The sequence below is a fragment of the Psychromonas sp. genome, assembly GCF_047632995.1.
Taxonomy (GTDB): Bacteria; Pseudomonadota; Gammaproteobacteria; order Enterobacterales; family Psychromonadaceae; genus Psychromonas.
Window position 1 is genome coordinate 20,403 of sequence record NZ_JBLIEK010000021.1, and the last position, 23,666, is coordinate 44,068.

Consider the following 23,666-nt stretch of genomic DNA (forward strand, 5'->3'; position numbering starts at 1 on the left):
ATGCAGAAATCTGTATTTTCAGCTAGCTTAGGCATACACCTTTATATACTATCTTGTTTCTTTTTTAGTTTATCGAGTTGCAGCTTGCTATTTTGTATCTCGGGTCGACTGATCCGTTCAGTTATTTTTAATGCCAAATTATCATTTGCTTGGCCTAAGTGAGCTCTAAACGTAGGTAAACCTTCAACAGACACCAATATTGCTTCAGGCATATCAACAGGGATAACATCTCCCGCCTTTAGCCCCATCAGATCACGTAACGACAGCTCTTTTTCCAATATTTTCGCCGTGAAATCAACCGACACATCCATAATTTCATCTTCTAGCGCCTGACACCAACGTTGATCAGTATCTTCCTTATCACTTTGCACACCTGCATCAAGTAATTCTCGAATGGGCTCTAACATTGCGTAAGGCATCGCTATGTGGAAATCTCCGCCACCACCATCAAGCTCTACATGAAAGGAATTGACAACAATCACTTCGGTTGGGCTGACAATATTTGCCATCGCCGGATTTACTTCAGAATCGAGATATTCAAAATCAGCATCCATTACGGGTGCCCACGCATCGTGATAGTCTTCGAAAATTATTTTTAGCAGCATTTGGATTATTCGACGCTCTGTAGGCGTAAACTCACGGCCCTCTATTTTTGCATGATAGCGACCATCACCGCCAAAAAAATTTTCCACTAAAATAAAAACTAAACGCGCTTCCATAGTAACCAGCGCAGTACCTTTTAATGGCCGGAAACGTACCATATTTAAACTCGTAGGGACAAACAGCGTGTGCAAATATTCACCAAATTTAAGCATTTGTACCCCATTAATGGAGACCTCTGCTGTATGGCGTAACATATTAAATAAACTAATTCTTAAATGACGGGCAAAACGCTCATTAACCAACTCCAGCGTCGGCATTCGACCACGTACGATACGATCTTGCGATGAAAAATCGAAATGGACAAGGGCATCATCCCCCTCCTCATCAGTTTCAACAAGATCATCTTCAACATCATCGACACCATGTAAAAGTGCATCAATTTCGTCTTGGGATAATAGATCTGCCATGAAAAACCCTGCTATTGTAAAAAAACGGCTGTAAAAAAAAGACCGCACATAATGTGATATAAATTAATGCTTTGTTTTCTAATTTTACGGTTACTTTATTAAACCTTGCTAATTCATTTTCGGATAATAGATCTGTAATAAAAAATCCTTCCCTTATTATAAAAAAAACTACTGTAAAACAAAGCCGGTAAATAATACGGCATCAATTAGTGCTTTCTGCTCAACCTGAGAGGTGGCTGCATTTAATGCCTCTAATGAAGCCACTCTGAGCTGAGTTTTACCAGCAGGACTACGCAATTGATCAATTGTCGCTGCGCCAAATACGCGAACTAATGTCCCCTCTAATAAAGGAATATGTTTTTTAGCCAGATCTGCATTACCACTGCCGTGCACCATAAGTTGCACTTTAATTTGCACTAAACGATCACGCTTCCCATCCTGCACATTAAAAACAAAAGGCCGCGGCATGGCCACATAGGTGCTGGCAATAATTTCATTTGTATCCTCCGCGGGCATCTGCTCCTCTGTCTGCTCAGTTGTTACCTCCCCACCTCCATTAAAAAATAGAAAGTAAGTAGTAAGCGCTGCAGCTAACACCAAAACAGCGGCAATTATAATGATAATAAGCTTTTTTTTACCGGCGCCTTGTGGCACTTCTTCTGCTTGTAATGAAAGATCTTCTTGTTCTTCTTCCGCCATGCTATTCCGTCCTGATTATTGTAATTGTTATTGTTAAAATATTGGCACTGATTTTAATCCATCTTTACTCTGAATTCAGTAACAATTAAAAAGCTTTACGCATAATAATCAATTCCTTGAGCTGGAAGTGCTATTTTAGAGGTGGTCCACTCTGTTTTATCACCCGTAGCTTGCAACGAGCTATCACCGGCGAGCATCTGGCCACTATCTTGGACTCCATTTTCCCCTTGATTATTTTTTTGGTTTTGCTGCTGACTCTGTTGCTCAACACTCGTTTCCCCTAAGCTAACGCCCTGTTGTGCAAGCTGCTCTCGTAATCTGGGTAAGTTCTGCTCAATAATATCTCGGCTTTGCGCCACTTGTGTATGAATAGTTAACTGTACCTGATCCTGTTGCAGTTGTAATTTAATATGCATTGAACCGAGCTCGGCAGGATCAAGGCGAATACTTACCTCTTGTTTGCCCTGCCCAATCATCATCAGAATGCGTTCACCTAATAAAGCTGAAGCATGTTTTGCTTGTAGATCTAAGGGTTGACCCAGTATTGATGGTTGCGGGGCAGTTGCTATATTTTGATTAATTGACTTGCTTAGATTGGAAATATCTAGATTCGTTGAACGTGGCGCACTCGCATCAATCGGAGATGTTAGCGGGTTTCGCTCTATTTCGCTTTTATTCGCCAATGAAAAGGGTTCTATTTTATCTGTCATCGTTTGGCCAGTTTCTGTTTTTAAAGATTCAGACACACGATTCGTTTCAGTCTCGCTTGCTTTTGAAATCTTACTTTCAGGTGCTAATGATGATTCTTTTGAACTAATGGGCTGTTTTTCTTGCCCTTTTTTTATCTGAGTGGCTAATTCGGGAATGACACGGTCCACTTCCGCCATTTTTTGCGGTTCAGTCACTTGTGTATCGATTTTTGTTGCCGCTTCTTTTTGTCCGAACATGGGCGATTGTGCAAAAGTTGCCGCTTTATTTTTCCCTTCCGACTCTACAGCATCTTCTGCATCTACGCTCTCATCAAATCTTTCAATCTGTAGTCCATCCAGTTTATCACCCGTCCTATTTCCCTGCAGACTAGGATCCCAATTAGGTTGTTGCATGGCAACACTTTCAGGTTCATTGTAACTACTGTGCTGTTTTTCTTGACCTTTTTTTACCTGAGAGGCTAACTCGGGAATAACATTGTCCACTTGATCCGTTTTTTGCGGTCCAGTCACTTGTGTGTCGATTTTTTTTGCCGTTTCTATTTGTTCGAGCATTGATGATTGTGCAACATTTTCCGTTTTATTTTTCCCTTCTGCCTCTTGTGCATCCCCGCTATCAGCAAGCCTTTCGATCTGATTTACATTTTCTAAATTATCTATCGCTTCTCTATTTTTTGCAGGCTCAACATTTTTAACCTGCGCAGATAACAATTCACCGCCGAAGGTCTCGGCTTCATTTTTATCTTTCAGATCCGCTAAGTCAGCATCACTGTTTTCAGTTGCAACGCCACTGTCAACCTGAACAGTGCTGTTCTCAAGCAGTTGTGAGCTATCAATTGTCCCTTTGCGCTCTGCGCTTCCCTCAACGACAATATCCTGATCCTCTTTTCCTTTGCCTGCGACTTCTTTGCCATTACCGTCTACTTTTTCATTACCTACGACGTCTTTGCCATTACCGGCTACTTTTCCATTACCTACTAATAGAGAATCAAACAGATCCGCGAAACGTAGCTTGAACTCGCTTTCTTCTGCCCGCAAACCGTCACCTGTCAACTCCCCATCAACGTTAGAAGTATCAGATAAACGTTCATTATTTTGTGATTTGACCGGGTTGGTTAATAATATTGATTGCATCATACAATAGCTCTCTCTTACCATTTAATGGCAGGCGAATAAAAGAGGCGTTTACTGCCTCTTTTTCAATTTAAAACAGGTGGGCTAATTTATGATTGCTTTATTAATTAGCGCTTAATATAAATAAGCAAGCAATTTACAGACCAGTTCTACGGTTATCAGATCAGTTAGTGGATCTTTTCTGAAAAAATTGGAAGGTGGCGAATTCATCGAGAAGTTGTTGCTCTTTACGATCCGCAATTTTTATTTTTTGCCGCGCTTTTTTCTCAAGTAACATCGCCAGTGCTTTACAGCTTACTTGACTTTCCACCCACAATTTTTTTTGTGCATGAACATCGTATTCAAACTTCACCAAACCTTCTTGTTGCTTACTTAGACCTTGATCTATCTGCACAATAAACTGTTGGTATTTACCAAGTTCTGCAATAGACAAACCCTGTGACCCTTTTGTCGTTAACTGGGAAATATATTGACGACGATACTGGCCAAGGTTTTGCAGTTGGTTGCGCTGCTCAAATAGAGCCTGCTGCGCTTTTTGATAGGCGCGTAATGCTTGATCTACTTGTTTTTCTCGCTGTTCGTAAACAAGTTGTAATGCATCTGTCGCCATAAAAAGCTCCTTCAAAGGGGGGATCTATAAACTAGCTATTTACAAAACGCTGCGTTAATGTGGCAAGCTGCGTCAAACAATCGTTATAGCTAATGCTCTCTTTCATCCCTTGTTGCAAGAAATGGTCCAACATAGGTCTGATAACAATCGCTTTATCAATGCGCGGATCGCTTCCTTTGGCATATGCGCCAATAGTAATTAACTCTTTGTTCTCTTGGTATAAAGAGTAAGCTTGCTTTAATACACGAGCCAGCGTTTGGTGCTCATCAGAGGTAACCATTGGCATCACTCGGCTAATTGATTTAGCGACATCAATGGCGGGAAAATGCCCTGAATCTGCAAGATCCCGTGATAAAACAATATGGCCGTCAAGAATAGCCCTTGATGCATCCGCGATAGGATCCTGAAGATCGTCTCCCTCCGTTAATACGGTAAAAAAAGCGCTGATTGATCCCTGGTTTTCATTACCGTTACCAGCACGCTCAACTAAGGCCGGTAATTTTGCAAAGACCGATGGCGGATACCCCTTAGTCGCAGGGGGTTCACCAATTGCGAGTGCTATTTCACGTTGTGCTTGAGCAAAACGTGTTAACGAATCCATTAGCAGCAAAACATTTAAGCCCTGATCTCGAAAATACTCGGCAATGGTAAGTGATGTTTCACACCCCTTTAAACGCATTAAAGGCGATGAATCCGCAGGTGCGGCAATGACCACCGCACGTTTACGCCCCTCAGGTCCTAATATCTCTTCGATAAACTCTTTAACTTCCCGGCCACGCTCACCGATTAAACCAACCACGACTACATCCGCATTTGTGCCGCGTGTCATCATACCTAATAACACACTCTTACCCACCCCCGATCCGGCAAAAAGTCCCATTCGTTGACCTTGCCCGACGGTAAGCAGAGCATTGATTGCTTTGATACCTACATCAAGGGGATCTTTAATCGCTTTACGGCTGAGTGGATTTATTCGCGGATTACTATACTGGCTGGTTTGTGCGGTAATAATTTCGCCTTTGCCATCAATAGGTTGACCAAGACCATCTAACACTCGCCCTAATAGTTCCATACCAACGGGGATGCCTTGTGCTTCTGTTTGGGGAATTACCTTTGCGCCCGGCAGAACGCCAGTTAAACGCTCACTGGGCATTAAAAACAGACGTTCACCAGAAAAACCAACCACTTCGGCATCAATAAAACCATCGCTTGTTTCCACGCGACATAAGCTGCCCACCGCCGCAGTGCAGCCGATAGCCTCTAATGTCAACCCCACCACACGCACCAGCTTTCCTGATACGATAGGGTGAGTGATCGACTCACCCGTTTGGTATTGTGCCAGCCGCTGCGCTAATTTATTCATTTACAATTTCTTGGTTTGAACTTCTACTGCTCTCCTGCTGCTCCGTCATTTCGGATTCCGACATCTCTTCTGGCTCTGTGGAAACGGGTTTATCTGCAAGAGGATGGTCATTGAGCAAATTTGAGTCATCATTTTTTTCTGGAAGTTGCTGATGGTTTTCTTTAAAAAAATGTTTTAACACTTGTTCAATACGGGTAGTGAATGCGTAGTCTACACTCGATGTTTGTGTTTGAATTTGGCAATCACCTCGCGCGAGAGCCGGCTCTGCTTGTAAATCCCAGCCGCGTTTTAAACAAACTTCCTCTGAATAGGCGCTTTGCACAAATTTAAGATCATCCGGATGGAGTAAAATTCTTAATGTTTGCTCTGAAAGAGGCAATGCTTCTACCGCTTGCTTTAAAGCCTGTAAAATAATTTGCGGATTGGTCTGTACTTCACAGCGGGTAATTTGTTCAGCAAGCGTAGTGGCTAAACGGATAAGTTGATATTCAACGTTATCATCCAATTTTTCCAGTGGATTATGCAGGCGCTCGATTAATGATTGCCAAACGGTCAGTTGTTCATCTATCTGCCCCTGAGCTGCCAGTAAACCGGCTTCTGTCCCCTGCTCAATGCCTTGGGAAAATCCATCCTTGAAGCCCTCGCTTTTGCCTTCTTCTGTGCCTGCTGTGAATCCGGCCTCTTTACCTTCTTTAAAGCCATCTTCGTAAGCCGACTGACGGATAGCTTCAATATCATCAAGTGTTAAAGGTTTCAGCTCATCTTCAACAGCCAGCGGTTCACTTTCCTCCGGCTCACTCTGATACCAACTGGCTGGTTTGCCAAACAAAGTTTTTTCTTCGCTCTCATTTTTTGCCGTTTCTTCAAGTTCAGGCAGAGGCCAATGTTTGAATTCAGTGTCGTTATCTATCATGCGCAGGCTCTCCGTTTACCCGTTTTATTTTTATAAGAACTCATCACCACCACTACCGCCGAGCATGATCTCACCCGCATCGGATAAACGACGCGCAATGGTAAGAATCTCTTTCTGAGCAGCTTCCACTTCACTAATACGAATGGGCCCCATTGCTTCAAGATCATCCTGTAACATCTCGGCTGCACGTTTAGACATATTCTTAAATATTTTCTCTTTAAGCTGCTCATCCGCACCTTTTATTGCACGCTGTAACTGCTCGCCAGGGACTTCGCGCAACAGCGTTTGTGTTCCGCGATCATCAAGATCAATAAGATTGTCAAAGACAAACATAAGATCTTGAATTTGCTGGCTCATATCTTCATCAGTTTCACGTAACGAATCCATTAGCGGGCCTTCAATGCCGGTATCTAAATAGTTCATTATATCTGCGGCAGCCTTAGCACCACCCATTTTAGCAGCCTGCGTCCCTGCCTGACCGGCAAACTGTTTCTCCATTATTTCATTTAATTCCTGCAATGCGGCAGGTTGCACCTCTTCTAAATCAGCGATACGCATCAACAGATCAAGTCGATTTTTCTCTGCGAATTGGGTTAATATTTCAGCTGATTGTTCTGGATCTAAATAGGATAAAACAATCGTCTGAATTTGCGGATGCTCATTTTGAATAATTGCGGCTACTTGTCGTGCATCCATCCATTTCAATGAATCAAGACCTTTCGAACCACTGCCAAGAATAATTTGATCAACTAAGTTACCCGCTTTATCTTCACCTAACGCTGCAATTAATGATGCTCTGACAAAGTCTTCACTGTCTAAACCGATATTACTGTATTTTTGAATATCTTCGATAAAGGCCCGATGCACACTGGATACACGATTCTGCGACGAGTCTTTAAGGGCCGCCATCTCCATACCTAATTTTTGTACCTGTTTGGGCTCTAAATTACGAAATATTTGCGCAGCATCGGGAGGCGTCAAGCTCAGCATCAAGAGTGCCGATTTTTCGACACCATTTAATGCACTAACGTCAAAATCACCCGTTGCGATCGGTTTTGTTTCTGTCGTATCTTTCGTGTCTTTTGTGTCTTTCGTCTCTTTATTTTTCATCGACTGATAACCACTCTTTAATTACTTGTGCAGATAAGCCTGGTTCATTGGCCACTAATGCACGTACGGCTTTAAGTAAATCTTCATCTTTATGTAAATCAGGTAATTTAATCTGTCCATTGCCCAGACCAAATTCGACACCTTCATCTTCATCGCTCAGCATGTTCAAGTTATCCCCAGCCATTGCTCCGATTGCACCACCTAAATCATATTCATCAACATGCTCTATCGCTTCAGGGTAAAGTAGTTTTTTCATGATGGGGCGAACAATCAATAATAGCGTTAACAAAATAACTAACATGCTACCGCCAAATCGGACATAACTTTGGAACGTTTCTGTTTTCCAAAATTCTTCTTCTGCAATATTCTCTAGATCCGGGCGGTTAAAACTTACCGAAGCAATTTCTAAAATGTCGCCACGTTCGCTGTTAACACCTAGGCCACCTTGCAATAAACGGCGGATATTCTCCACTTCTTCTTGCGGGCGAGGGAGATATGAAACTTCCCCCGCTTCATTGGTTGTCGCAACATAATCGAGCGCAACGGAAACGGCTAAGCGCTCCACCTTGCCGACTTTATGTTTGATATAAGTAACCGTACTATCCACTTCATAATTTCGCGTTGATTCATTATGAGTGGTTCCGTCTGCGCCATCGGATGATTTTTTGCTGAGATTGAACTCTTCTGGAATAGATGAATTAGTCGGAGGCTGGTTGCTTAATGCACCAGGTACAGAGCCGACCACAAAGCTGGATGATTTACTCTCAACCAACATCTCACTACGAATCGCCGGGTTTACTGGATTGAAGGTTTTTTTAGTTTCTTCGACAACCGTAAAGTCCATCGCCAAATCAACTTCAGAGGTATAATTTGCGAGTCCTAAAACAGGGATTAAAATAGCATCGATTTTTGCTTTATACTCATCTTCTTGAGCACGGACAACAGCAAACTCTTTACTTGATTGTGCAGAAAATCCACTTTGACTTCCGGAGTGTAATAAACGCCCCCGCTGATCACTTACCGTCACGCTATTAGGGGATAAACCTTGTACGGCAGAGGCGACAATATCAACAATTGAGTCAACTTCTTGTGCTGACAGTGCATAAGAGCGGCTAGTGGTCACGACCACGGTTGCACTGGCTTTTCGCTCTTTTCGTGCAAATACGCTCTGTTTGGGAATCGCCAATAGTACTTGCGCATTGGTGATGTTTTTCATCTCTTTAATCGCTAATGCTAACTGACGTTCTCGGCTTAATTTTAAGCGTTCTTTTTCCACTCGCTGGCTAACACCGAAACCCATATCTTGTAATAAAATATCATCGCCGCTATCATTATCATCAGTCACTAAGCCTGCGCGTGTCATCAAAAGTTTAATTTTTTGATATTGATCGGAAACGACGAGAATGGAATCACCTTCGAGCTCGTATTGAATCTGTTGTTTATCAAGGAAATCTAGCGTGCTAATTAACTCATCTGTTTGGTAACGGCCAAGCGGGCGATAGTCAACTTCTTTTCCCCACGACCAAATAATCACAACAATTGCCAATACAATTAACAAACCGATAATCATGCTAATTTGGCGTAACACATCAACATTTGAAAAGAATGACACCAATGCACCTTTTTCTGAATGCGCATGCGTATCATCGCCATCAAAGCTGCTGTTCTCAATTAACATATCTGCATTGTTGCCTAATTCAGCCACTGTTTTTCCCTTTTATCTTAGCCAACACGCCTAAACAGGCATACTCATTACTTCTTTATATGCTTCGACCATTTTATTGCGTATTTGTACGGTTGCATCAAATGCTAAACTTGATTTATTAGCCGCGATCATAACTTCACCTAAACTAACCTCTTTATCACCCATTTCAAAACTATTACGTAATTCTGAGGTGTTTTGCTGCAGACCATTTACGTTATCTATCGCTTGCTTCAACATTTTTGAAAAATCTGCATGTGAAGAGTTCACAGATTGGCTAGAAAGTTCACTACCTAGACTTTTACCCTGCAAACCTTGCACAGATAAATCATTAAATAAAGCAGAAGAATTAAGGTTCATAATTTTTATCCATTTATTGACACATACCCAGATAAAAGCAATTTTTGTGCCATAAAAAAGGGCGCTAATTAATCCGCGCCCTTAGCAATAAATGCAGTCAATATTTTTATATGTTAATTATTGCAACCTAGCTAATCCAAGATACCGCATCAAATTGCAGCAATAGAAGAGTAATAATTATATGTTAATGTCAGTTTAAATGTACTGTTATTTTAAATACGCAGTCATTTCTGCGCAAGAGAGTGGTTTTGCGTAATAATAGCCCTGAATATTACAGCAACCATGATCAATCAAAAAGTTGACCTGCTCAATGGTTTCTACCCCCTCAGCAATAACACTTAAATGAAGATTTTTAGCCAATGAAATAATGGCCTTAGTCAATGCAGCATCATCCTCATCTTCAGGTAAACCGCGTATAAAAGACTGATCTATTTTTAATTTATTAATTGGCAAACGTTTCAGGTAGGACAAAGAAGAGTAACCCGTACCGAAATCATCAATCGCTAATTCAATCCCCATTGCACTAATATTTTGCAGTATCAAAATAGCATTTTCCGGATTCTCCATAATCTGCCCTTCGGTTACTTCAAATGCTAAGCAATGTGCCGCACACCCGCTTTCTTTTAGTGTATTACTTAAAACGTCGATAAAATCTTTTTCCTGTAGCTGCTTCATAGCAAGATTAAGGGCAAGAACCCCTGGGTTAAGCCCCATCCCATGCCATAAAACCATCTGCCGCATCGCATGAGACATTACCCATCTATCAAGCTCAACAATAAATCCAGTTTCTTCAGCCAAGGGAATAAATTTAGCAGGTTCAACCATACCCATTTGGGGATGAAGCCAACGAATGAGCGCTTCCATACCCATTAACTTTCCGGTTCGCGCATCAACTTGCGGTTGGTAATAAACAACAAATTCGTCATTTTTTATAGCGTTGCGTAAACTGCTTTCCATAACAATTCGCGCAAATGCCTTTTCCGTCATCTCTTGTGTATAATAGCGATAAGTATCACGTCCTTCATTCTTTGCTTTATGCATAGCTGCATCGGCATTTTTAAGCAGCGCTTCCGCATTTTCGCCATCCCTGGGGTAAAGGGCGATACCTAAACTGACAGTGCAGTAAAGCCGATGTTCAAGCACATCAATACTTTGTTTCATAGCCTGTTGTAATTTTTCAATGATATCAACAACTACATTGGTATTAGCTAATTCACTCAGTAAGATAGAAAACTCATCCCCCATAAATCGCGCTACCGTATCTGTTTCCATGACTATCTGTTGTAATCTAAGGGCGACCTTTTTAATCACCTGATCGCCAATATGGTGACCCAGAGAGTCATTGATCGCTTTAAAGTGATCAATATCGATCAATATAACGGCCACACCGCGGCTGATTCGTTGCGATAATTTAATAGCGTGGTCAATGCGATCTGAAAATAGTGTGCGATTGGGGAGTGAGGTAAGCAGATCGTAATAGTTATTATATTCCAGCGTTTGTTTTTGGTCCTGTATTTCGCTTTGCAATTGTGTATATTGGCTAATATCACGAGCCATACCCAACACACCTAATATTTGCCCCTGGCTGTCATACAAAGGTGATTTTGATGTGTTAAGCAGTACCCGTTGACCGTTGGGGTAAGTTACCCACTCCTCATTAATTTTAGTCTGTTTCTCTCTTAATACTTCTCTATCATAAGCTTGAAACCCCCCTCCTACTTCCGCCCCAAACAGTTCAATATCCGTCCGACCTATTATCTGTTCTTTAGGCTTGCCGACAAACAGTTCAAACGCGTTATTACACCCTAAATAGGCGCCGTTTTTATATAAGTAATCTTTGTAAAAAATAAAATCGGGCGTACCGTTGAGTACTGAGCTTAAAATGGCATTTTGGCTCAATATTTTCTCATTACTCTCTAATTCCTCGCTGATATCCCGGCTCACTTGAATCATGCCAAATACTTTAGAATCGCCAATAAGACTCACTGAGTAAAGGCTAGTTATCGATTTGTCTTTATCCGTAAGCCGCACATTTTTTAATGATCTATGTTCTTTAACAGCCAGGCAAATTGGACACTCAGATTTATTGATAGAGGCAGGATGAAGAAACTGATGATTATCTACACCTATAATTTGATTTCTCGGGAGGTTAATTAAATTTTCAGCCACTTTATTAAGTTGGCGAACGCGACCATTATTAGCAATAATCATAACGGGAAGAGGAATAGCATCGTAACTGCTTAGATCTTTTTTCATCATCTCCATCGGCTGCTGTAATGTGCGTTTTATGACGGCACTAAAAATGAACCAAAAAGATAAAAATTTTGTTAAGTGACCCAGTATATTAAAGATATCCGTAAAATCACCGTACAGGGTAAAGAAAAATTCAGCGCTGATGGTTAATAAAATAGAGAGTTGAATTTTCCAATAAACAGAATGATAAAACAGTCTTTTCTGTTTATGGTTTACAAACAAGACCGCCACTAAGATAAAAATAACGAGATACTCTAGTTCAGTCTTTAAAGAGCTTAAACCCTCGGCAGCGCTAAATAATGGTAATGGATTAAAGAAAGACAAGTAGGTTATGGTGATCGGAATTAAGGAATAGATGATTACTATAGGTAACAGCTTGCTTTTATTGAATAAAGGAAAGGTCGCAAATAATAAAATAAGACTTTCAAATAAACGGGTAAAAACCCAAAAAGTGAGCGTGGTATTGGCCGTTGCAAAGCCAATAAAGGGCATACCCGGATATGTTAATACGTGCATAGTATCTAACAAACCGACGGCAAAATAACCGAGCCCCAAAAACTTCAAATAATCATTTTTGCTAAAGGGATGAGTGAAGTAGGAGATAATGCCTATATTGAGCGCCACAATAATAGCAAAAAACTCTGCAAAAAAATGGAAGATCAAATACTGACTAAAAGTTCCCAGCCAATACAGTATCAGCAAAATTAAGGATGGCAGTAAAGCATCTGATAAAAATTTAAAACCAGTCATTAACGCCCTTAATCTCATACTTCCATTTATATATTTTATAAATGATAGCCATTAACATGTCAATCTTAAACTACTTCCTCTCATTTTTATCAAACACTCGGCACAAAAAAAAACCTAACTTAATTACAAGTCAGGTTTTTTATTTAACATATGAATATTGATTGTTATTTAATCGGTGAACTCAGGGTAAGCTTCCACACCACAGTCATGTAGATCCATGCCTGTTTCTTCCTCTTCTGCAGTAACGCGTATCCCCATTGTCGCTTTTATAACTGCCCAGACTATCCACGAAGCGGCAAATACAAAACCAAAGATAACGGCTGCGCCATATAGTTGGCTCGCAAATGTAGTACCTTCTTTACTTAGTGGCACAACTAACAGACCAAACAGACCACATACACCGTGAACTGATAACGCGCCCACAGGATCATCAATTTTTAATTTATCAAAAGTGATAATACTGTACACAACAATCACACCGGCAACTAAACCAATCATGCTTGCAAGCAGTGGTGAAGGTGAGTCAGGTGCGGCGGTAATAGCAACCAAACCAGCTAATGCACCATTTAACACCATAGTTAAATCCGCTTTACCCCATTTCAATTTACTGACTAACAGTGCAGCAATTGCACCAGTAGCTGCGGCCGCATTTGTATTTAAAAAGATAAGACCGACCGCTGTTGCATTTTCTGCATCAGAGATAAGCAACTGCGAGCCACCGTTAAATCCAAACCAGCCCATCCATAGAATTAATGTACCCAGTGTTGCTAAAGGCATATTTGACCCTGGAATTGGGTGGATTGAACCATCTTTACCGTATTTACCTTTACGAGCACCGAGTAAGATAACCGCAGATAATGCCGCTGCAGCGCCCGCCATGTGAACGATACCTGAACCTGCAAAGTCGCTAAAACCAGCTTCAGTAAGGAAACCGCCGCCCCAAGTCCAGTAACCTTCTAGCGGGTAAATAAAGCCCGTAAGGAAAACAGAGAAGATTAAGAATGCCCACAATTTCATTCGCTCAGCAACAGCCCCTGATACAATAGACATGGCCGTCGCAACAAATACTACTTGGAAGAAGAAATCAGATTCAAGAGAATGATTCGCATCAGCCGCTTGTGTGCCAATTAACCCTCCTAATGATGGTAACCAACCACCCGCCGTATTATCAACATACATAATGTTATAACCCACTAATAAAAACATGGTACAAGCAATTGCATATAAGACGATATTCTTGGTTAAAATTTCTGTGGTGTTTTTAGAGCGAACTAACCCCGCTTCCAACATCGCAAATCCTGCCGCCATCCACATAACTAAGACACCTGATATTAAAAAATAAAAGGTATCCAGCGCAAATTTAAGTTCAAGTACTGTGTTTTCCATAATAAGTTCCTTCCTACAAATATTAAACTAAATTAAAGTGCTTCATCATCAAGCTCACCAGTACGGATACGTACCACTTGCTCAAGTGATTGAATAAATATTTTTCCGTCACCAACTTTCCCCGTGTTGGCAGCAGAGGTGATTGCTTCAACGAGACGATCAACATCTTCATCTTTGACAGCGATTTCTAATTTTACTTTTGGCAAAAAATCAACTTGATATTCAGCGCCACGATACAATTCTGTATGCCCTTTTTGACGACCAAAACCCTTTACTTCTGAAACGGTTACACCTGCAATACCGGCATCCATAATCGCTTCTCTTACTTCATCTAACTTAAATGGTTTAATGATTGCGGTTAACATTTTCATGGTGATTCCTTTTTTAAATTGAAATTGAACAACTTGTATCTCGATAGAGCAAAATCAATACCTATTCAACTATTACTATAGGCTGCTATATCGCTCCCTACACTTCTAAGTACAATTACCATGCCAAAAATTAAACTCTTAATAAACAACAAGTTAAATTTTAACCGCGAAGTATTTACAATAAATCGCACCACAATAGTGCAAAGGTGCATTAACTGATGCACCGCAACAAATCACCTCACTAAAAAGAGGCAGCTCAGATATCTCCCTGCGCTTAATCCCCATCCGCTCTCTTTGCCGGGCAAGTTAATCGATAATTTTTTATTCGCCTCTTAGCAAACAAAGAGGGCATCTGATATAGTGCATAACAATTTTCCGCATCTATGCCCAAAGCAGTTGGGTAAAACAACTCAAAGGTAACCTTCATGAAAAAAATAAGCCTACTGCTTATCACTTTCGTTCTAAGTTTTAATGTTATTGCGACCCCGCGTGTTATCCCGAATGCTCCTGCCATCGCAGCAAAGGGCTACTTATTAATAGACTTTGATTCGGGTAAAATTCTTGCTGAGAATAACAGTGAGGAAAGATTGGAGCCTGCGAGCTTAACTAAGATGATGACCAGCTACATCATAGGTCGAGAAATAAAATCAGGCAATTTGAGCCCAACAGCTAAGGTTACGATTTCCGAGAAAGCATGGTCGAAGAACTTCCCCGAGTCTTCTAAAATGTTTATTGAAGTAGGTAAAGAGGTAACGGTTGAAGACCTTAACCGTGGCATTATTGTACAATCAGGTAATGATGCTTGTGTGGCAATGGCGGAATATATTGCAGGCAGTGAAGATGCATTTGCCGATTTAATGAACTCTTGGGCTGTGCAGTTGGGTATGAATAACACCCATTTCGTTAATAGCCACGGCTTACATTCTGCAGATCACTACACCACAGCGCATGATATGGCTATCTTAGCCAAAGCATTAATTACCGATGTACCTAATGAATATCGTATTTACAGTGAAAAATCATTCAAATATAACGGCATTGTTCAATATAACCGTAACGGCCTGTTATGGGATAAAAGTTTAAATGTCGATGGCATTAAAACAGGCCATACAAGCGCGGCAGGTTACAGCCTTATCTCCTCTGCAACCAAAGAGGGGATGCGTTTAATCAGCGTAGTAATGGGGACTAAATCTGAAACTTCACGTAAAGTAGAAAGTAAAAAATTACTTAACTGGGGATTTCGCTTTTTTGAAACTATTACCCCTTACAATGCAGGCGATCAACTTGCTAGTGAACGAATCTGGATGGGCGCGCAAGAGATGATCCGTTTAGGTGTGGCGATAAATACCCCGATCACTCTGCCGAGAGGCCAGGCTAAAAACTTAAAAGCCGATTTCATTATCAAGGATGAATTACGTGCACCGATTAAAAAAGGTGAAAAAGTTGGCGAAGTGCATTATTCCATCGCAGATGAGCCCATTGCCACTTATGACTTAGTCGCTTTAGAAACGATAGATGAAGGTGGCTTATTCAGCCGTTTGATTGATTATGTCAAATTATTATTTATCGGTTGGTTTGCTTAATCCAATCCCCATATAATAGATAACAGAGTGAGGCTTTCGCCTCACTTTTCGTTTACTTAGCTTTCGGAGTTGCAAATGGCATTAAACACAAAATTTGACGAGCTTTTAGAATTCCCCTGCACTTTTGCATTTAAAGTAATGGGTGTTGCTGATCCGAAAATGACACTGGATGTGATCGCCGTCATTCAAAAAAATGCACCGGGGGATTATTCCCCAAAAACAAAACCCAGCTCAAAAGGGACCTACCAGGCACTCAGTATTCCGGTTACCGTCACCAGTAAAGAACATATTGAAACCATTTACACAGAATTAAACGATCTTGAACTGGTTCGTTGTATTCTTTGATTTGTAGATAAATAAGATGACTGCTATCGAAAAACAACTGCATGTGCGCTATTTAGGACTGCAACCCTATTTAGAAACATGGCAAAAAATGAGCGACTTCACGACGCTGCGCGATGAAAGCTGTGTTGATGAAATTTGGTTGGTTGAACACCCTGCCGTTTTTACTCAAGGTATTGCAGGTAAAGCGGAACATCTATTGCAGCAAACCGATATCCCCATTGTAAAAAGCGATCGGGGTGGACAGATAACCTACCACGGCCCGGGCCAATTGATTGCCTACCTGTTAATTGATATCCGCCGTAAAGAGTTCAATGTACGCCGTTTAGTTTCAATTATTGAACAGAGTATTATCACGCTATTAGCGGACTATAAAGTGACGGCTCTGGCCAAAGCTGATGCACCCGGTGTGTATGTTAATGGCAAAAAAATCGCCTCATTGGGATTGAAAATTCGTAAAGGCTGCTCTTTTCATGGACTTGCTTTAAATGTTGATATGGATTTATCCCCTTTTTTACAAATTAACCCCTGCGGTTATGCCGGACTGGAAATGACCCAATGTAACAATGAAGGTATCAAACTTTCAGTAACCGAATTAGCACCGTTATTAATTGAAAAATTAAACCAGCAACTAAATTATTCACAGATAGAGAGCTTTTTTCATGACTAATAAACCAAGCCAATTAAGCGCCGGAAAAAAACTGCGCGATGCCGATAAGCTATCTCATATTCCAATTAAAGTTATCCCTTCAGATAAAGGCAGCGTTTTAAAAAAACCATCATGGATGAAAATTAAGCTGAAAACAGATAACACCCGTGTTAATGAAATTAAGGCGGCACTGCGTAAAAACAAACTGCACTCTGTTTGTGAAGAAGCGTCATGCCCGAATCTCAATGAATGCTTTAATCATGGTACGGCCACGTTTATGATTTTAGGGGATATCTGTACACGCCGCTGCCCATTCTGTGATGTTGGACATGGCAAACCGCTTGCCGTAGACAGTGAAGAGCCGAAAAAATTAGCAGAAACAATTAAAGATATGAAGCTTAAATATGTGGTTATCACATCCGTTGATAGAGATGATCTGCGCGATGGTGGAGCACAGCATTTTGCCGACTGTATCCGTGAAATTCGTCTGCTCAATCCGCATATCAAAATTGAAATATTAGTGCCTGATTTTAAAGGCAGAATGGATAAAGCATTAGCCTGTTTCAACACCGAACTGCCGGATGTCTTTAACCATAATTTAGAGACAGCGCCACACCTATACAAACAGGTACGCCCGGGTGCGGATTACAAATGGTCGCTACAGCTGCTTAAAAAATTCAAAGAACAACATCCGCAGATTCCAACAAAATCAGGTTTAATGGTGGGTCTGGGTGAAAGCAATGAAGAGATTGAGGAAGTCATACAAGACTTAGCAGATCATGGCGTTACTATGCTGACCTTAGGGCAATATCTGCAGCCTAGCTTGCAACATCTGCCCGTGGAGCGTTATGTGCCGCCCGCTGAATTTGATGAACTGGGCAAAAAAGCCAAAGCAATCGGTTTCGACCAAGCAGCATGCGGTCCGTTTGTTCGCTCCTCATACCATGCAGACTTACAAGCAGCGGGTGAAGAGGTTAAATAACTCTCCCTTCATGCAATAAGAAGAGCGCTTAATGCGCTCTTTTTTTTTATATTTACTGCTATCCTCTAAGGCGCAGCGATTATTAAGCTGAGCCAACGATGCCTTCCAATACAAGATCCGTAGGGGTAATTACTATGATACGTAATTTTTTAATTAGCGCGTTTATATTAAGCGCGATCACAGCTTGTGACCGTAATGATAAAGCCATCGACCAAGACAAAGCTGAAGAGATGCCCGTAGAGCAGCTTAATGAAGATATTCATAATAAGACAAAAAACATGCTTGATACCGTCAAAGATACCGCCGGGAATGCAGTAGATTCTACGCAGGAGATGGCGGATGATGTGGCGGATGCGACTATGGATGCTTACGATGACAACGAATATGCCTTAGAGGATGCAGTCGATGGTACGCAGGAGATGGCGGATGATGTAGCGGATGCGACCATGGATGCTTACGATGACAGCGCAGATGCCTTAGATGATGCAGTCGATGCGACGCAAGAGATGGCTGATGATGTAGCGGATGCGACCATGGATGCTTACGATGACAGCGCAGATGCCTTAGATGATGCAGTCGATGCGACGCAAGAGATGGCCGATGATGTAACGGATGCGACCATGGATGCTTACGATGACAGCGCAGATGCCACGATAGAAGTTGTTGATGATATTGAACAACAAATCGATGATGAAACTAAATAAAACAACAAGCATGGAGCTTTAGATGGCAGTGCTCTACATGGTATGTCGATAACGCATAAGCTTTCGCTTGTGAGCGCTTGATGTAACTTTCTTTGTTGGTCTTCCGCTCTTGACGGCGTGTCACTTTTCTTTGGCGCTTCAAAGAGCATGACTCTTTGGAATTGCGAAACTGAGCTTAAGTTTCTTATCGTCTACACGCACTCATGGCGAAACCCAGCGATGCACGATACGTCGAACATGCACAAGCGAAGCCTATCAATAAACTATTATTCTAAGTATTACCCCCCCCCCAAAAAAAAGCGGGGGCGAAGTGAATAATGGCATACTAAATTTTACATTTAGACTAGCCACGATAGCAGCTTAGCGCCCTTTCATCGCGCTATCATATCCTGAGCAATTAATTCTACATTACAATGGGTTTTACACCTTCCTCACTATTTGTTGTTAACCTCTCTAACCAATACGCGGTGGCGTAAATAATTAACAGCACGACAAGCAATTCAAAGGCACGCAAAATGATTGAATTTAGTCCAAAGTTATTACCATATTGGCCAATATAAAGTTGATATGGAATTAAAAAACCCATTAATGCGTCGCTGTGAATCAGTCCTTCATTTTTATCCGGATGGTTACACCACCATAAAATGGTGAAAACCAATACGCTGGAAATAAATAAATAGGTAAATAAGTTAATTTCAGTACCGGAAAAAAACATCGAAACAATAATGGCAAGACTGCATCCTCCCACCTGTGAAAGCATTTTATTTCGGGAATGTGTTTTCATCAGATCGTGTGTCGGTTGCATTGCCGATGTAATAAGTGGCACTAAACAAAATACGGCGCTGGTCACTTGGTTAATCATAATAAACGCCAGACCAACACCCACCAGCAGCAGCATTTTCAAACGATCCGCCCCACTCACCGGCATGGAAACAATATGCACCATGGGCATCTTTTGTTTTATGGGCATAATATGGTTGATAAAACTGGCAGCTAAAGCGGTAATAAGAGTGCTTAAAACAAGATCTCTTACAATATCGGGTATCGATAAGATATATGCAGTGCTATTGGCATAGGTATCAATGAAGATGATCATAAATAGCGGCAGGGTTACCATTCTTGCTTTCAGGTTTGAATCGACTTTACGGCGTACATGGTCGAAGTACAAAATACTGCATGTCCAAATGATAAAAGGGTGGGTCGCAAATACTTGATTTACCACTACCGCTCCCAAAGCCGCAAATAACGAGGGCAATATACGTTTAGTAATTTCCCAAATATGGCTGGAATCACAGCTCGTTGCAATCACGATAGAAAATAACACGATATAAACACTGACCGTTAGATGAAGCATTTTACTTAACATCAAACACAATACGATAATCAGTGTTTTGCGAATTAACTCATACATTAATAAATAAACCTTAACCAGCTTAATAGTCTCATCCAACTATCTGAAATGATCGAGCCACCTCTGAGCATTACACTTGCGCGACTTCCTGCAACGATTGAATTTAATTTTTGCAGAGGGATCACGCGCACTCGTATCTTCTGTTGAGGACGAATCCAGCGCGTTTCTGAGGTTATTTCACCCAGGTGATCAGGATCACTCAAGCCACTACTAATGGCTTGATCTATCGATGATATTTTTCCTCTGAAGACTTTATTTGGCAGCGCATCATAAACAATATTTACTTCTTGATCGCGTTGCAACGCGCTTAACCCTTTTTCAGTAAAATCGGCTTCAATCCATTGTTTACCATCTTTAACCAAATGAATCACAGAGATTAATGGTGAGGCATACATCCCCTCGGTGAAACTCAAATTAGTGACGATACTGATTTCTTTTGCTTTAACCAGCGTCCGATCAAGATTAAGTTGCGCCATTTTTAGGCTGGCTTGCGCTGATAAATACTCGGCATAGGCAATTGTTTCATCTGATTGTGCATCATCAAGTGCTTCTTTACTGACAGATGAATCTTTACTTAATGATTTAACGCGTCTTAAATAATTTTGCGCCTGAGTCCAACGACTTTTCATCTTTACAACGGCGGCTTGTGATTTTTGCTTTTCAATCTGATAGGGTTGTGGATCAATTTGAAACAGTGCTGTCCCTGGTGCAACTTTCTCACCTTCATGAACAAACAGCTCCTGGATATAACCCTTCACTTCCGGCACAACATTCACCGATGTGGTTTTGACTGTTGCTTGCGTGGTGAACGGCAAAACATTATCGCTGTAAATAAGGAATGCACTAAACCCGAATGCAATCACCAGTGTGACTGTGGTTATATATGCATAAACATCACGTTTCATTTATTATGTACCTGCATGTTATTTTTCAATGATTAATAACCCCTTGATTTATAGTACAAAAAAAGGGGGAATGTTTATTTAACCTTTCAACAGTGCTTCGAGCGCGATTTGTTTGTCAGCATAAGGGGCTCTTAAACGTGACGTATCTGCATTAGTTGCACTTTGAATAACAACGGGTTTAGCATGAGAAAATTGCTTGAAACCATGCTCTCCGTGATAGGCGCCGATGCCTGAATGGCCAACACCACCAAAAGGCAGGCTGTCGATGCTGACATGCGTCATCACATCATTGATGACCAAACCACCTGAGGTAGTATGATCGGCAAAATGTTGCTGATTTTCCGGATTATTACCGAAATAATATGCAGCTAAAGGCCGTGCGTTGGCATTGATGTAGGCAATCGCATCCAGGCGATCCGTATAGGTTTTAATCGGTAATAGCGGTCCAAAGATCTCCTCCTGCATAATCGCCATCTGATCATTTACGCCAATCACCAAATGGGGTGCGATAGTGCGGGTAAGCGCATTGTAAGGTGCTTCTCCCGCAAGCGCTAAACTGATAATTTGTGCCCCTTTGTCTTCGGCATCTTTTAATAAACCAAGTAAACGCTGGTAATGTTTATCATTGATGATGCTGGTGTAATCTGGATTATCCGCAATAGACGGGAAGGCTTTATTAACAAACTGTTTCGAAGCTTCAACAAAACCGGCTAATTTATCTTCTGCAAGCAGTACATAGTCAGGGGAGAGACAAATTTGCCCTACATTGAAGGTTTTCACCGTTAAAGTTTTTTCTACAGCGTCAGTAATATCAGCATCGGTATCAATCATCACAGGTGATTTCCCCCCTAGCTCAAGGGTAACGGGCACCAAGTTTTCTGCTGCAGCGCGCATAACATGTTTACCAACAGCGCTACTACCGGTGAAAATCAAATGATCAAAAGGTAATGCACTAAAGGCTTGGCCGACTTCTGCGTCTCCTAAAACAACTTCCAGCTCATCGGGGCCAAAGCTCGCGCCCACCAGTTCGGCTAACAATTCGGATGTGCGTGGTGTCAGCTCCGATGGTTTTAACATAGCAGTGTTACCTGCCGCAAAAACCCCCGCAAGCGGACCAAAAGCAAGGTTAATGGGAAAGTTCCATGGACTGATGATACCAACCACACCAAGAGGCTGGTGTTGAATACGCGTTTGCATACCAGACTCTGGGGGATCAATGAGTGTTGCTTCCATCCACGATGGCAGGTTTTCAAGTGCATGCTGCAGCATCTTCATGGTAGTTGCCAGATCGGCGACCTGTGATTGGTATGAACTACGATGTCCAAAATCGGCATTCATTGCCTCGGTGAGTCTTTGATAGTTTGTGCGGATTAAATTGATACTGCGCAGTAAGCGATCTTGACGAAGTTTAACATCGGCAGGACCATGGGTTAAATGCGCCCGTTTCATTGTTTGTAATACTTGCTGTAATTCTAAATGCGAGTTTGATGATTTCATCATGATAATAAATCCTTGTACGTAAAAGAGTTTCGTTTGCTTTGATGCGTTAATAGTAATAAAAGTGGTGCCCTGCTACCAACAGTGTTATTTTCATAGGGGTATAAATAAATTTATGGGTAGCTAACCCACTGAGGTTTCTAATGTCACTTGTTCGTCTGCGCACTTTTATCGAAGTATATCGCCAACGATCCATCAGTAGCGCGTCTCGCATGCTCAATCTTACCCAGCCTGCTGTATCGCAACATATTGCAGGATTAGAAGTCGCCGTTGGTCGTCCTTTATTCGAAAGATTAGCAACAGGTGTTAGCCCTACTGCCGCAGCCGATGAATTAGCACTTGATATCGGTGATAAATTAGATTTAGCGGAAGCCGCTTTAGCCTCAGCAAGAGCAAGGTCGATGGATGTTGCCGGTGTATTGCAGTTTGTTGGCCATGCGGACTTTATTTCCGAGGTGTTATCAGAACAACTTTTACCGCTCCTCGAAGCGGGAATACGGGTTAGGATGCATACCGGTGATGGCCCCTTTGTCAATAATATGCTCATTGAAGGGCATTGTGATCTTGGTATTTCAGCTCATCCCGTTATCGACAGTCGCTTAAAAAGTGAAAAAATCATGACCAGCCGTGCGTTACCCGTCGCTTCGCCTGCCGTTGCACAGCGGATTATTGATGCGGAATATTTGACCTTAGCGCTCACAACAGAGCCTATGCTGGCTTACAATTTAGAACTCTCGTTGATTGATAATTGGATAATAAAAAATAAATTAAAAAGTGAACGCTTAATCCCGGCTGTTGTTAGTCAGGACTTAAGGGCGCAACGAAAACTGCTTATCCAAGGTTTTGGTTGGTCTGTCATACCAGAATTTTTGTGTAGGGATCAAATTGAAAAGAATGAACTTGTTGAAATTCCCTCTCCGGTTGGAACCTGCGAAGTTCATTATTATCTTATTTGGGCGCCAAGCGCACTTCGTCAAGTCCGAGTTGCTCATGCTAGACAAACATTACTACAAGGATTACGATATTACCGATAAGCCCTGTACATTTTCAATAACAAACAGAGCATCGCCTTCAACATGTTTAACGAGGTCACTTACACTCATTTAGTAACCTTTCGTTGCCTGCTCAAAGCGCATGATTCTGACGTATAACATGCCGAACCTAG

Annotated in this window: 21 protein-coding genes; 6 read left to right on the plus strand and 15 right to left on the minus strand. The window is 41.5% G+C overall.

Annotated elements, in window-relative coordinates; translation table 11 throughout:
• Positions 1–41: 41 nt before the first annotated feature.
• The 12 genes from fliM to ACJAT7_RS05820 form a co-directional block, all read right to left on the minus strand.
• Positions 42–1,070, minus strand: coding sequence for a flagellar motor switch protein FliM (gene fliM, locus ACJAT7_RS05765; RefSeq protein ID WP_415225850.1), 1,029 nt, complete (start codon positions 1,068–1,070; stop codon positions 42–44).
• Between the two features lie 168 nt (positions 1,071–1,238).
• Complete coding sequence (locus ACJAT7_RS05770) at positions 1,239–1,769, minus strand: flagellar basal body-associated FliL family protein (RefSeq protein ID WP_415225851.1); 531 nt, start codon at positions 1,767–1,769, stop codon at positions 1,239–1,241.
• Between the two features lie 95 nt (positions 1,770–1,864).
• Entirely contained in the window at positions 1,865–3,613 is a 1,749-nt protein-coding gene (locus ACJAT7_RS05775) for a flagellar hook-length control protein FliK (protein ID WP_415225852.1), read from the minus strand.
• 160 nt (positions 3,614–3,773) lie between these two features.
• Positions 3,774–4,220, minus strand: a complete 447-nt coding sequence (fliJ, locus tag ACJAT7_RS05780) for a flagellar export protein FliJ (RefSeq protein WP_415225853.1) — start codon at positions 4,218–4,220, stop codon at positions 3,774–3,776.
• A 31-nt stretch (positions 4,221–4,251) separates the two neighbouring features.
• Positions 4,252–5,583 carry a flagellar protein export ATPase FliI gene (gene fliI, locus ACJAT7_RS05785; RefSeq protein WP_415225854.1) on the minus strand — a complete coding sequence of 444 codons (1,332 nt, stop codon included), beginning with the start codon at positions 5,581–5,583 and terminating at the stop codon, positions 4,252–4,254.
• Positions 5,576–6,496, minus strand: coding sequence for a flagellar assembly protein FliH (gene fliH, locus ACJAT7_RS05790; RefSeq protein ID WP_415225855.1), 921 nt, complete (start codon positions 6,494–6,496; stop codon positions 5,576–5,578). Before fliH ends, fliI begins: the two co-directional genes overlap by 8 nt.
• A gap of 30 nt (positions 6,497–6,526) precedes the next feature.
• Positions 6,527–7,606, minus strand: coding sequence for a flagellar motor switch protein FliG (gene fliG, locus ACJAT7_RS05795; protein ID WP_415225856.1), 1,080 nt, complete (start codon positions 7,604–7,606; stop codon positions 6,527–6,529).
• Entirely contained in the window at positions 7,596–9,311 is a 1,716-nt protein-coding gene (gene fliF, locus ACJAT7_RS05800; protein WP_415225857.1) for a flagellar basal-body MS-ring/collar protein FliF, read from the minus strand. Before fliF ends, fliG begins: the two co-directional genes overlap by 11 nt.
• A 30-nt stretch (positions 9,312–9,341) precedes the next feature.
• The gene (gene fliE, locus ACJAT7_RS05805; RefSeq protein WP_415225858.1) at positions 9,342–9,668 is read right to left on the minus strand and encodes a flagellar hook-basal body complex protein FliE; all 327 of its coding nucleotides are present in this window, start codon (positions 9,666–9,668) and stop codon (positions 9,342–9,344) included.
• 207 nt (positions 9,669–9,875) lie between these two features.
• On the minus strand, positions 9,876–12,671 hold the full coding sequence (locus tag ACJAT7_RS05810; RefSeq protein ID WP_415225859.1) for an EAL domain-containing protein: 2,796 nt from the start codon (positions 12,669–12,671) through the stop codon (positions 9,876–9,878).
• Positions 12,672–12,839: 168 nt separating this feature from the next.
• Positions 12,840–14,057, minus strand: coding sequence for an ammonium transporter (locus ACJAT7_RS05815; RefSeq protein ID WP_415225860.1), 1,218 nt, complete (start codon positions 14,055–14,057; stop codon positions 12,840–12,842).
• Positions 14,058–14,089: 32 nt separating this feature from the next.
• Positions 14,090–14,428 (minus strand): P-II family nitrogen regulator, encoded by a 339-nt coding sequence (locus ACJAT7_RS05820; RefSeq protein ID WP_415225861.1) that lies wholly within the window; start codon positions 14,426–14,428, stop codon positions 14,090–14,092.
• A gap of 425 nt (positions 14,429–14,853) precedes the next feature.
• Between ACJAT7_RS05820 and ACJAT7_RS05825 the strand changes: the two genes are divergently transcribed.
• The 5 genes from ACJAT7_RS05825 (at position 14,854) to ACJAT7_RS05845 (ending at position 18,688) form a co-directional block, all read left to right on the plus strand.
• Positions 14,854–16,011 (plus strand): serine hydrolase, encoded by a 1,158-nt coding sequence (locus ACJAT7_RS05825; RefSeq protein ID WP_415225862.1) that lies wholly within the window; start codon positions 14,854–14,856, stop codon positions 16,009–16,011.
• A 75-nt stretch (positions 16,012–16,086) separates the two neighbouring features.
• Complete coding sequence (ybeD, locus tag ACJAT7_RS05830) at positions 16,087–16,356, plus strand: DUF493 family protein YbeD (protein WP_415225863.1); 270 nt, start codon at positions 16,087–16,089, stop codon at positions 16,354–16,356.
• A gap of 16 nt (positions 16,357–16,372) precedes the next feature.
• The gene (lipB, locus tag ACJAT7_RS05835) at positions 16,373–17,023 is read left to right on the plus strand and encodes a lipoyl(octanoyl) transferase LipB (protein WP_415225864.1); all 651 of its coding nucleotides are present in this window, start codon (positions 16,373–16,375) and stop codon (positions 17,021–17,023) included.
• Positions 17,016–17,984: a lipoyl synthase gene (gene lipA, locus ACJAT7_RS05840; protein WP_415225865.1), complete on the plus strand. Its 969-nt coding sequence runs from the start codon at positions 17,016–17,018 to the stop codon at positions 17,982–17,984. The genes lipB and lipA overlap by 8 nt, the downstream gene beginning before the upstream one ends.
• A 134-nt stretch (positions 17,985–18,118) precedes the next feature.
• Positions 18,119–18,688, plus strand: a complete 570-nt coding sequence (locus ACJAT7_RS05845) for a hypothetical protein (protein ID WP_415225866.1) — start codon at positions 18,119–18,121, stop codon at positions 18,686–18,688.
• A 403-nt stretch (positions 18,689–19,091) separates the two neighbouring features.
• On the opposite strand, the gene ACJAT7_RS05850 is transcribed toward ACJAT7_RS05845, so the two are convergent.
• The 3 genes from ACJAT7_RS05850 to ACJAT7_RS05860 all read right to left on the minus strand — a co-directional run bounded on the left by ACJAT7_RS05850 (position 19,092) and on the right by ACJAT7_RS05860 (position 22,504).
• Positions 19,092–20,099: a DUF2955 domain-containing protein gene (locus tag ACJAT7_RS05850; RefSeq protein ID WP_415225867.1), complete on the minus strand. Its 1,008-nt coding sequence runs from the start codon at positions 20,097–20,099 to the stop codon at positions 19,092–19,094.
• The gene (locus ACJAT7_RS05855; RefSeq protein WP_415225868.1) at positions 20,099–21,004 is read right to left on the minus strand and encodes an HlyD family secretion protein; all 906 of its coding nucleotides are present in this window, start codon (positions 21,002–21,004) and stop codon (positions 20,099–20,101) included. Before ACJAT7_RS05855 ends, ACJAT7_RS05850 begins: the two co-directional genes overlap by 1 nt.
• A gap of 78 nt (positions 21,005–21,082) precedes the next feature.
• Positions 21,083–22,504: a coniferyl aldehyde dehydrogenase gene (locus ACJAT7_RS05860; RefSeq protein WP_415225869.1), complete on the minus strand. Its 1,422-nt coding sequence runs from the start codon at positions 22,502–22,504 to the stop codon at positions 21,083–21,085.
• 140 nt (positions 22,505–22,644) lie between these two features.
• On the opposite strand from ACJAT7_RS05860, the gene ACJAT7_RS05865 reads away from it, so the two are divergent.
• The gene (locus ACJAT7_RS05865; RefSeq protein WP_415225870.1) at positions 22,645–23,535 is read left to right on the plus strand and encodes a LysR family transcriptional regulator; all 891 of its coding nucleotides are present in this window, start codon (positions 22,645–22,647) and stop codon (positions 23,533–23,535) included.
• Positions 23,536–23,666: the final 131 nt, after the last annotated feature.

Bases quoted from the DNA above. Each gene is read 5' to 3' on its own strand.
- fliM (WP_415225850.1), bottom strand. From the start codon at position 1,070: ATGGCAGATCTATTATCCCAAGACGAAATTGATGCACTTTTACATGGT.
- ACJAT7_RS05770 (WP_415225851.1), bottom strand. From the start codon at position 1,769: ATGGCGGAAGAAGAACAAGAAGATCTTTCATTACAAGCAGAAGAAGTG.
- ACJAT7_RS05775 (WP_415225852.1), bottom strand. From the start codon at position 3,613: ATGATGCAATCAATATTATTAACCAACCCGGTCAAATCACAAAATAAT.
- fliJ (WP_415225853.1), bottom strand. From the start codon at position 4,220: ATGGCGACAGATGCATTACAACTTGTTTACGAACAGCGAGAAAAACAA.
- fliI (WP_415225854.1), bottom strand. From the start codon at position 5,583: ATGAATAAATTAGCGCAGCGGCTGGCACAATACCAAACGGGTGAGTCG.
- fliH (WP_415225855.1), bottom strand. From the start codon at position 6,496: ATGATAGATAACGACACTGAATTCAAACATTGGCCTCTGCCTGAACTT.
- fliG (WP_415225856.1), bottom strand. From the start codon at position 7,606: ATGAAAAATAAAGAGACGAAAGACACAAAAGACACGAAAGATACGACA.
- fliE (WP_415225858.1), bottom strand. From the start codon at position 9,668: ATGAACCTTAATTCTTCTGCTTTATTTAATGATTTATCTGTGCAAGGT.
- ACJAT7_RS05810 (WP_415225859.1), bottom strand. From the start codon at position 12,671: ATGACTGGTTTTAAATTTTTATCAGATGCTTTACTGCCATCCTTAATT.
- ACJAT7_RS05815 (WP_415225860.1), bottom strand. From the start codon at position 14,057: ATGGAAAACACAGTACTTGAACTTAAATTTGCGCTGGATACCTTTTAT.
- ACJAT7_RS05820 (WP_415225861.1), bottom strand. From the start codon at position 14,428: ATGAAAATGTTAACCGCAATCATTAAACCATTTAAGTTAGATGAAGTA.
- ACJAT7_RS05825 (WP_415225862.1), top strand. From the start codon at position 14,854: ATGAAAAAAATAAGCCTACTGCTTATCACTTTCGTTCTAAGTTTTAAT.
- ybeD (WP_415225863.1), top strand. From the start codon at position 16,087: ATGGCATTAAACACAAAATTTGACGAGCTTTTAGAATTCCCCTGCACT.
- lipB (WP_415225864.1), top strand. From the start codon at position 16,373: ATGACTGCTATCGAAAAACAACTGCATGTGCGCTATTTAGGACTGCAA.
- lipA (WP_415225865.1), top strand. From the start codon at position 17,016: ATGACTAATAAACCAAGCCAATTAAGCGCCGGAAAAAAACTGCGCGAT.
- ACJAT7_RS05845 (WP_415225866.1), top strand. From the start codon at position 18,119: ATGATACGTAATTTTTTAATTAGCGCGTTTATATTAAGCGCGATCACA.
- ACJAT7_RS05850 (WP_415225867.1), bottom strand. From the start codon at position 20,099: ATGTATGAGTTAATTCGCAAAACACTGATTATCGTATTGTGTTTGATG.
- ACJAT7_RS05855 (WP_415225868.1), bottom strand. From the start codon at position 21,004: ATGAAACGTGATGTTTATGCATATATAACCACAGTCACACTGGTGATT.
- ACJAT7_RS05860 (WP_415225869.1), bottom strand. From the start codon at position 22,504: ATGATGAAATCATCAAACTCGCATTTAGAATTACAGCAAGTATTACAA.
- ACJAT7_RS05865 (WP_415225870.1), top strand. From the start codon at position 22,645: ATGTCACTTGTTCGTCTGCGCACTTTTATCGAAGTATATCGCCAACGA.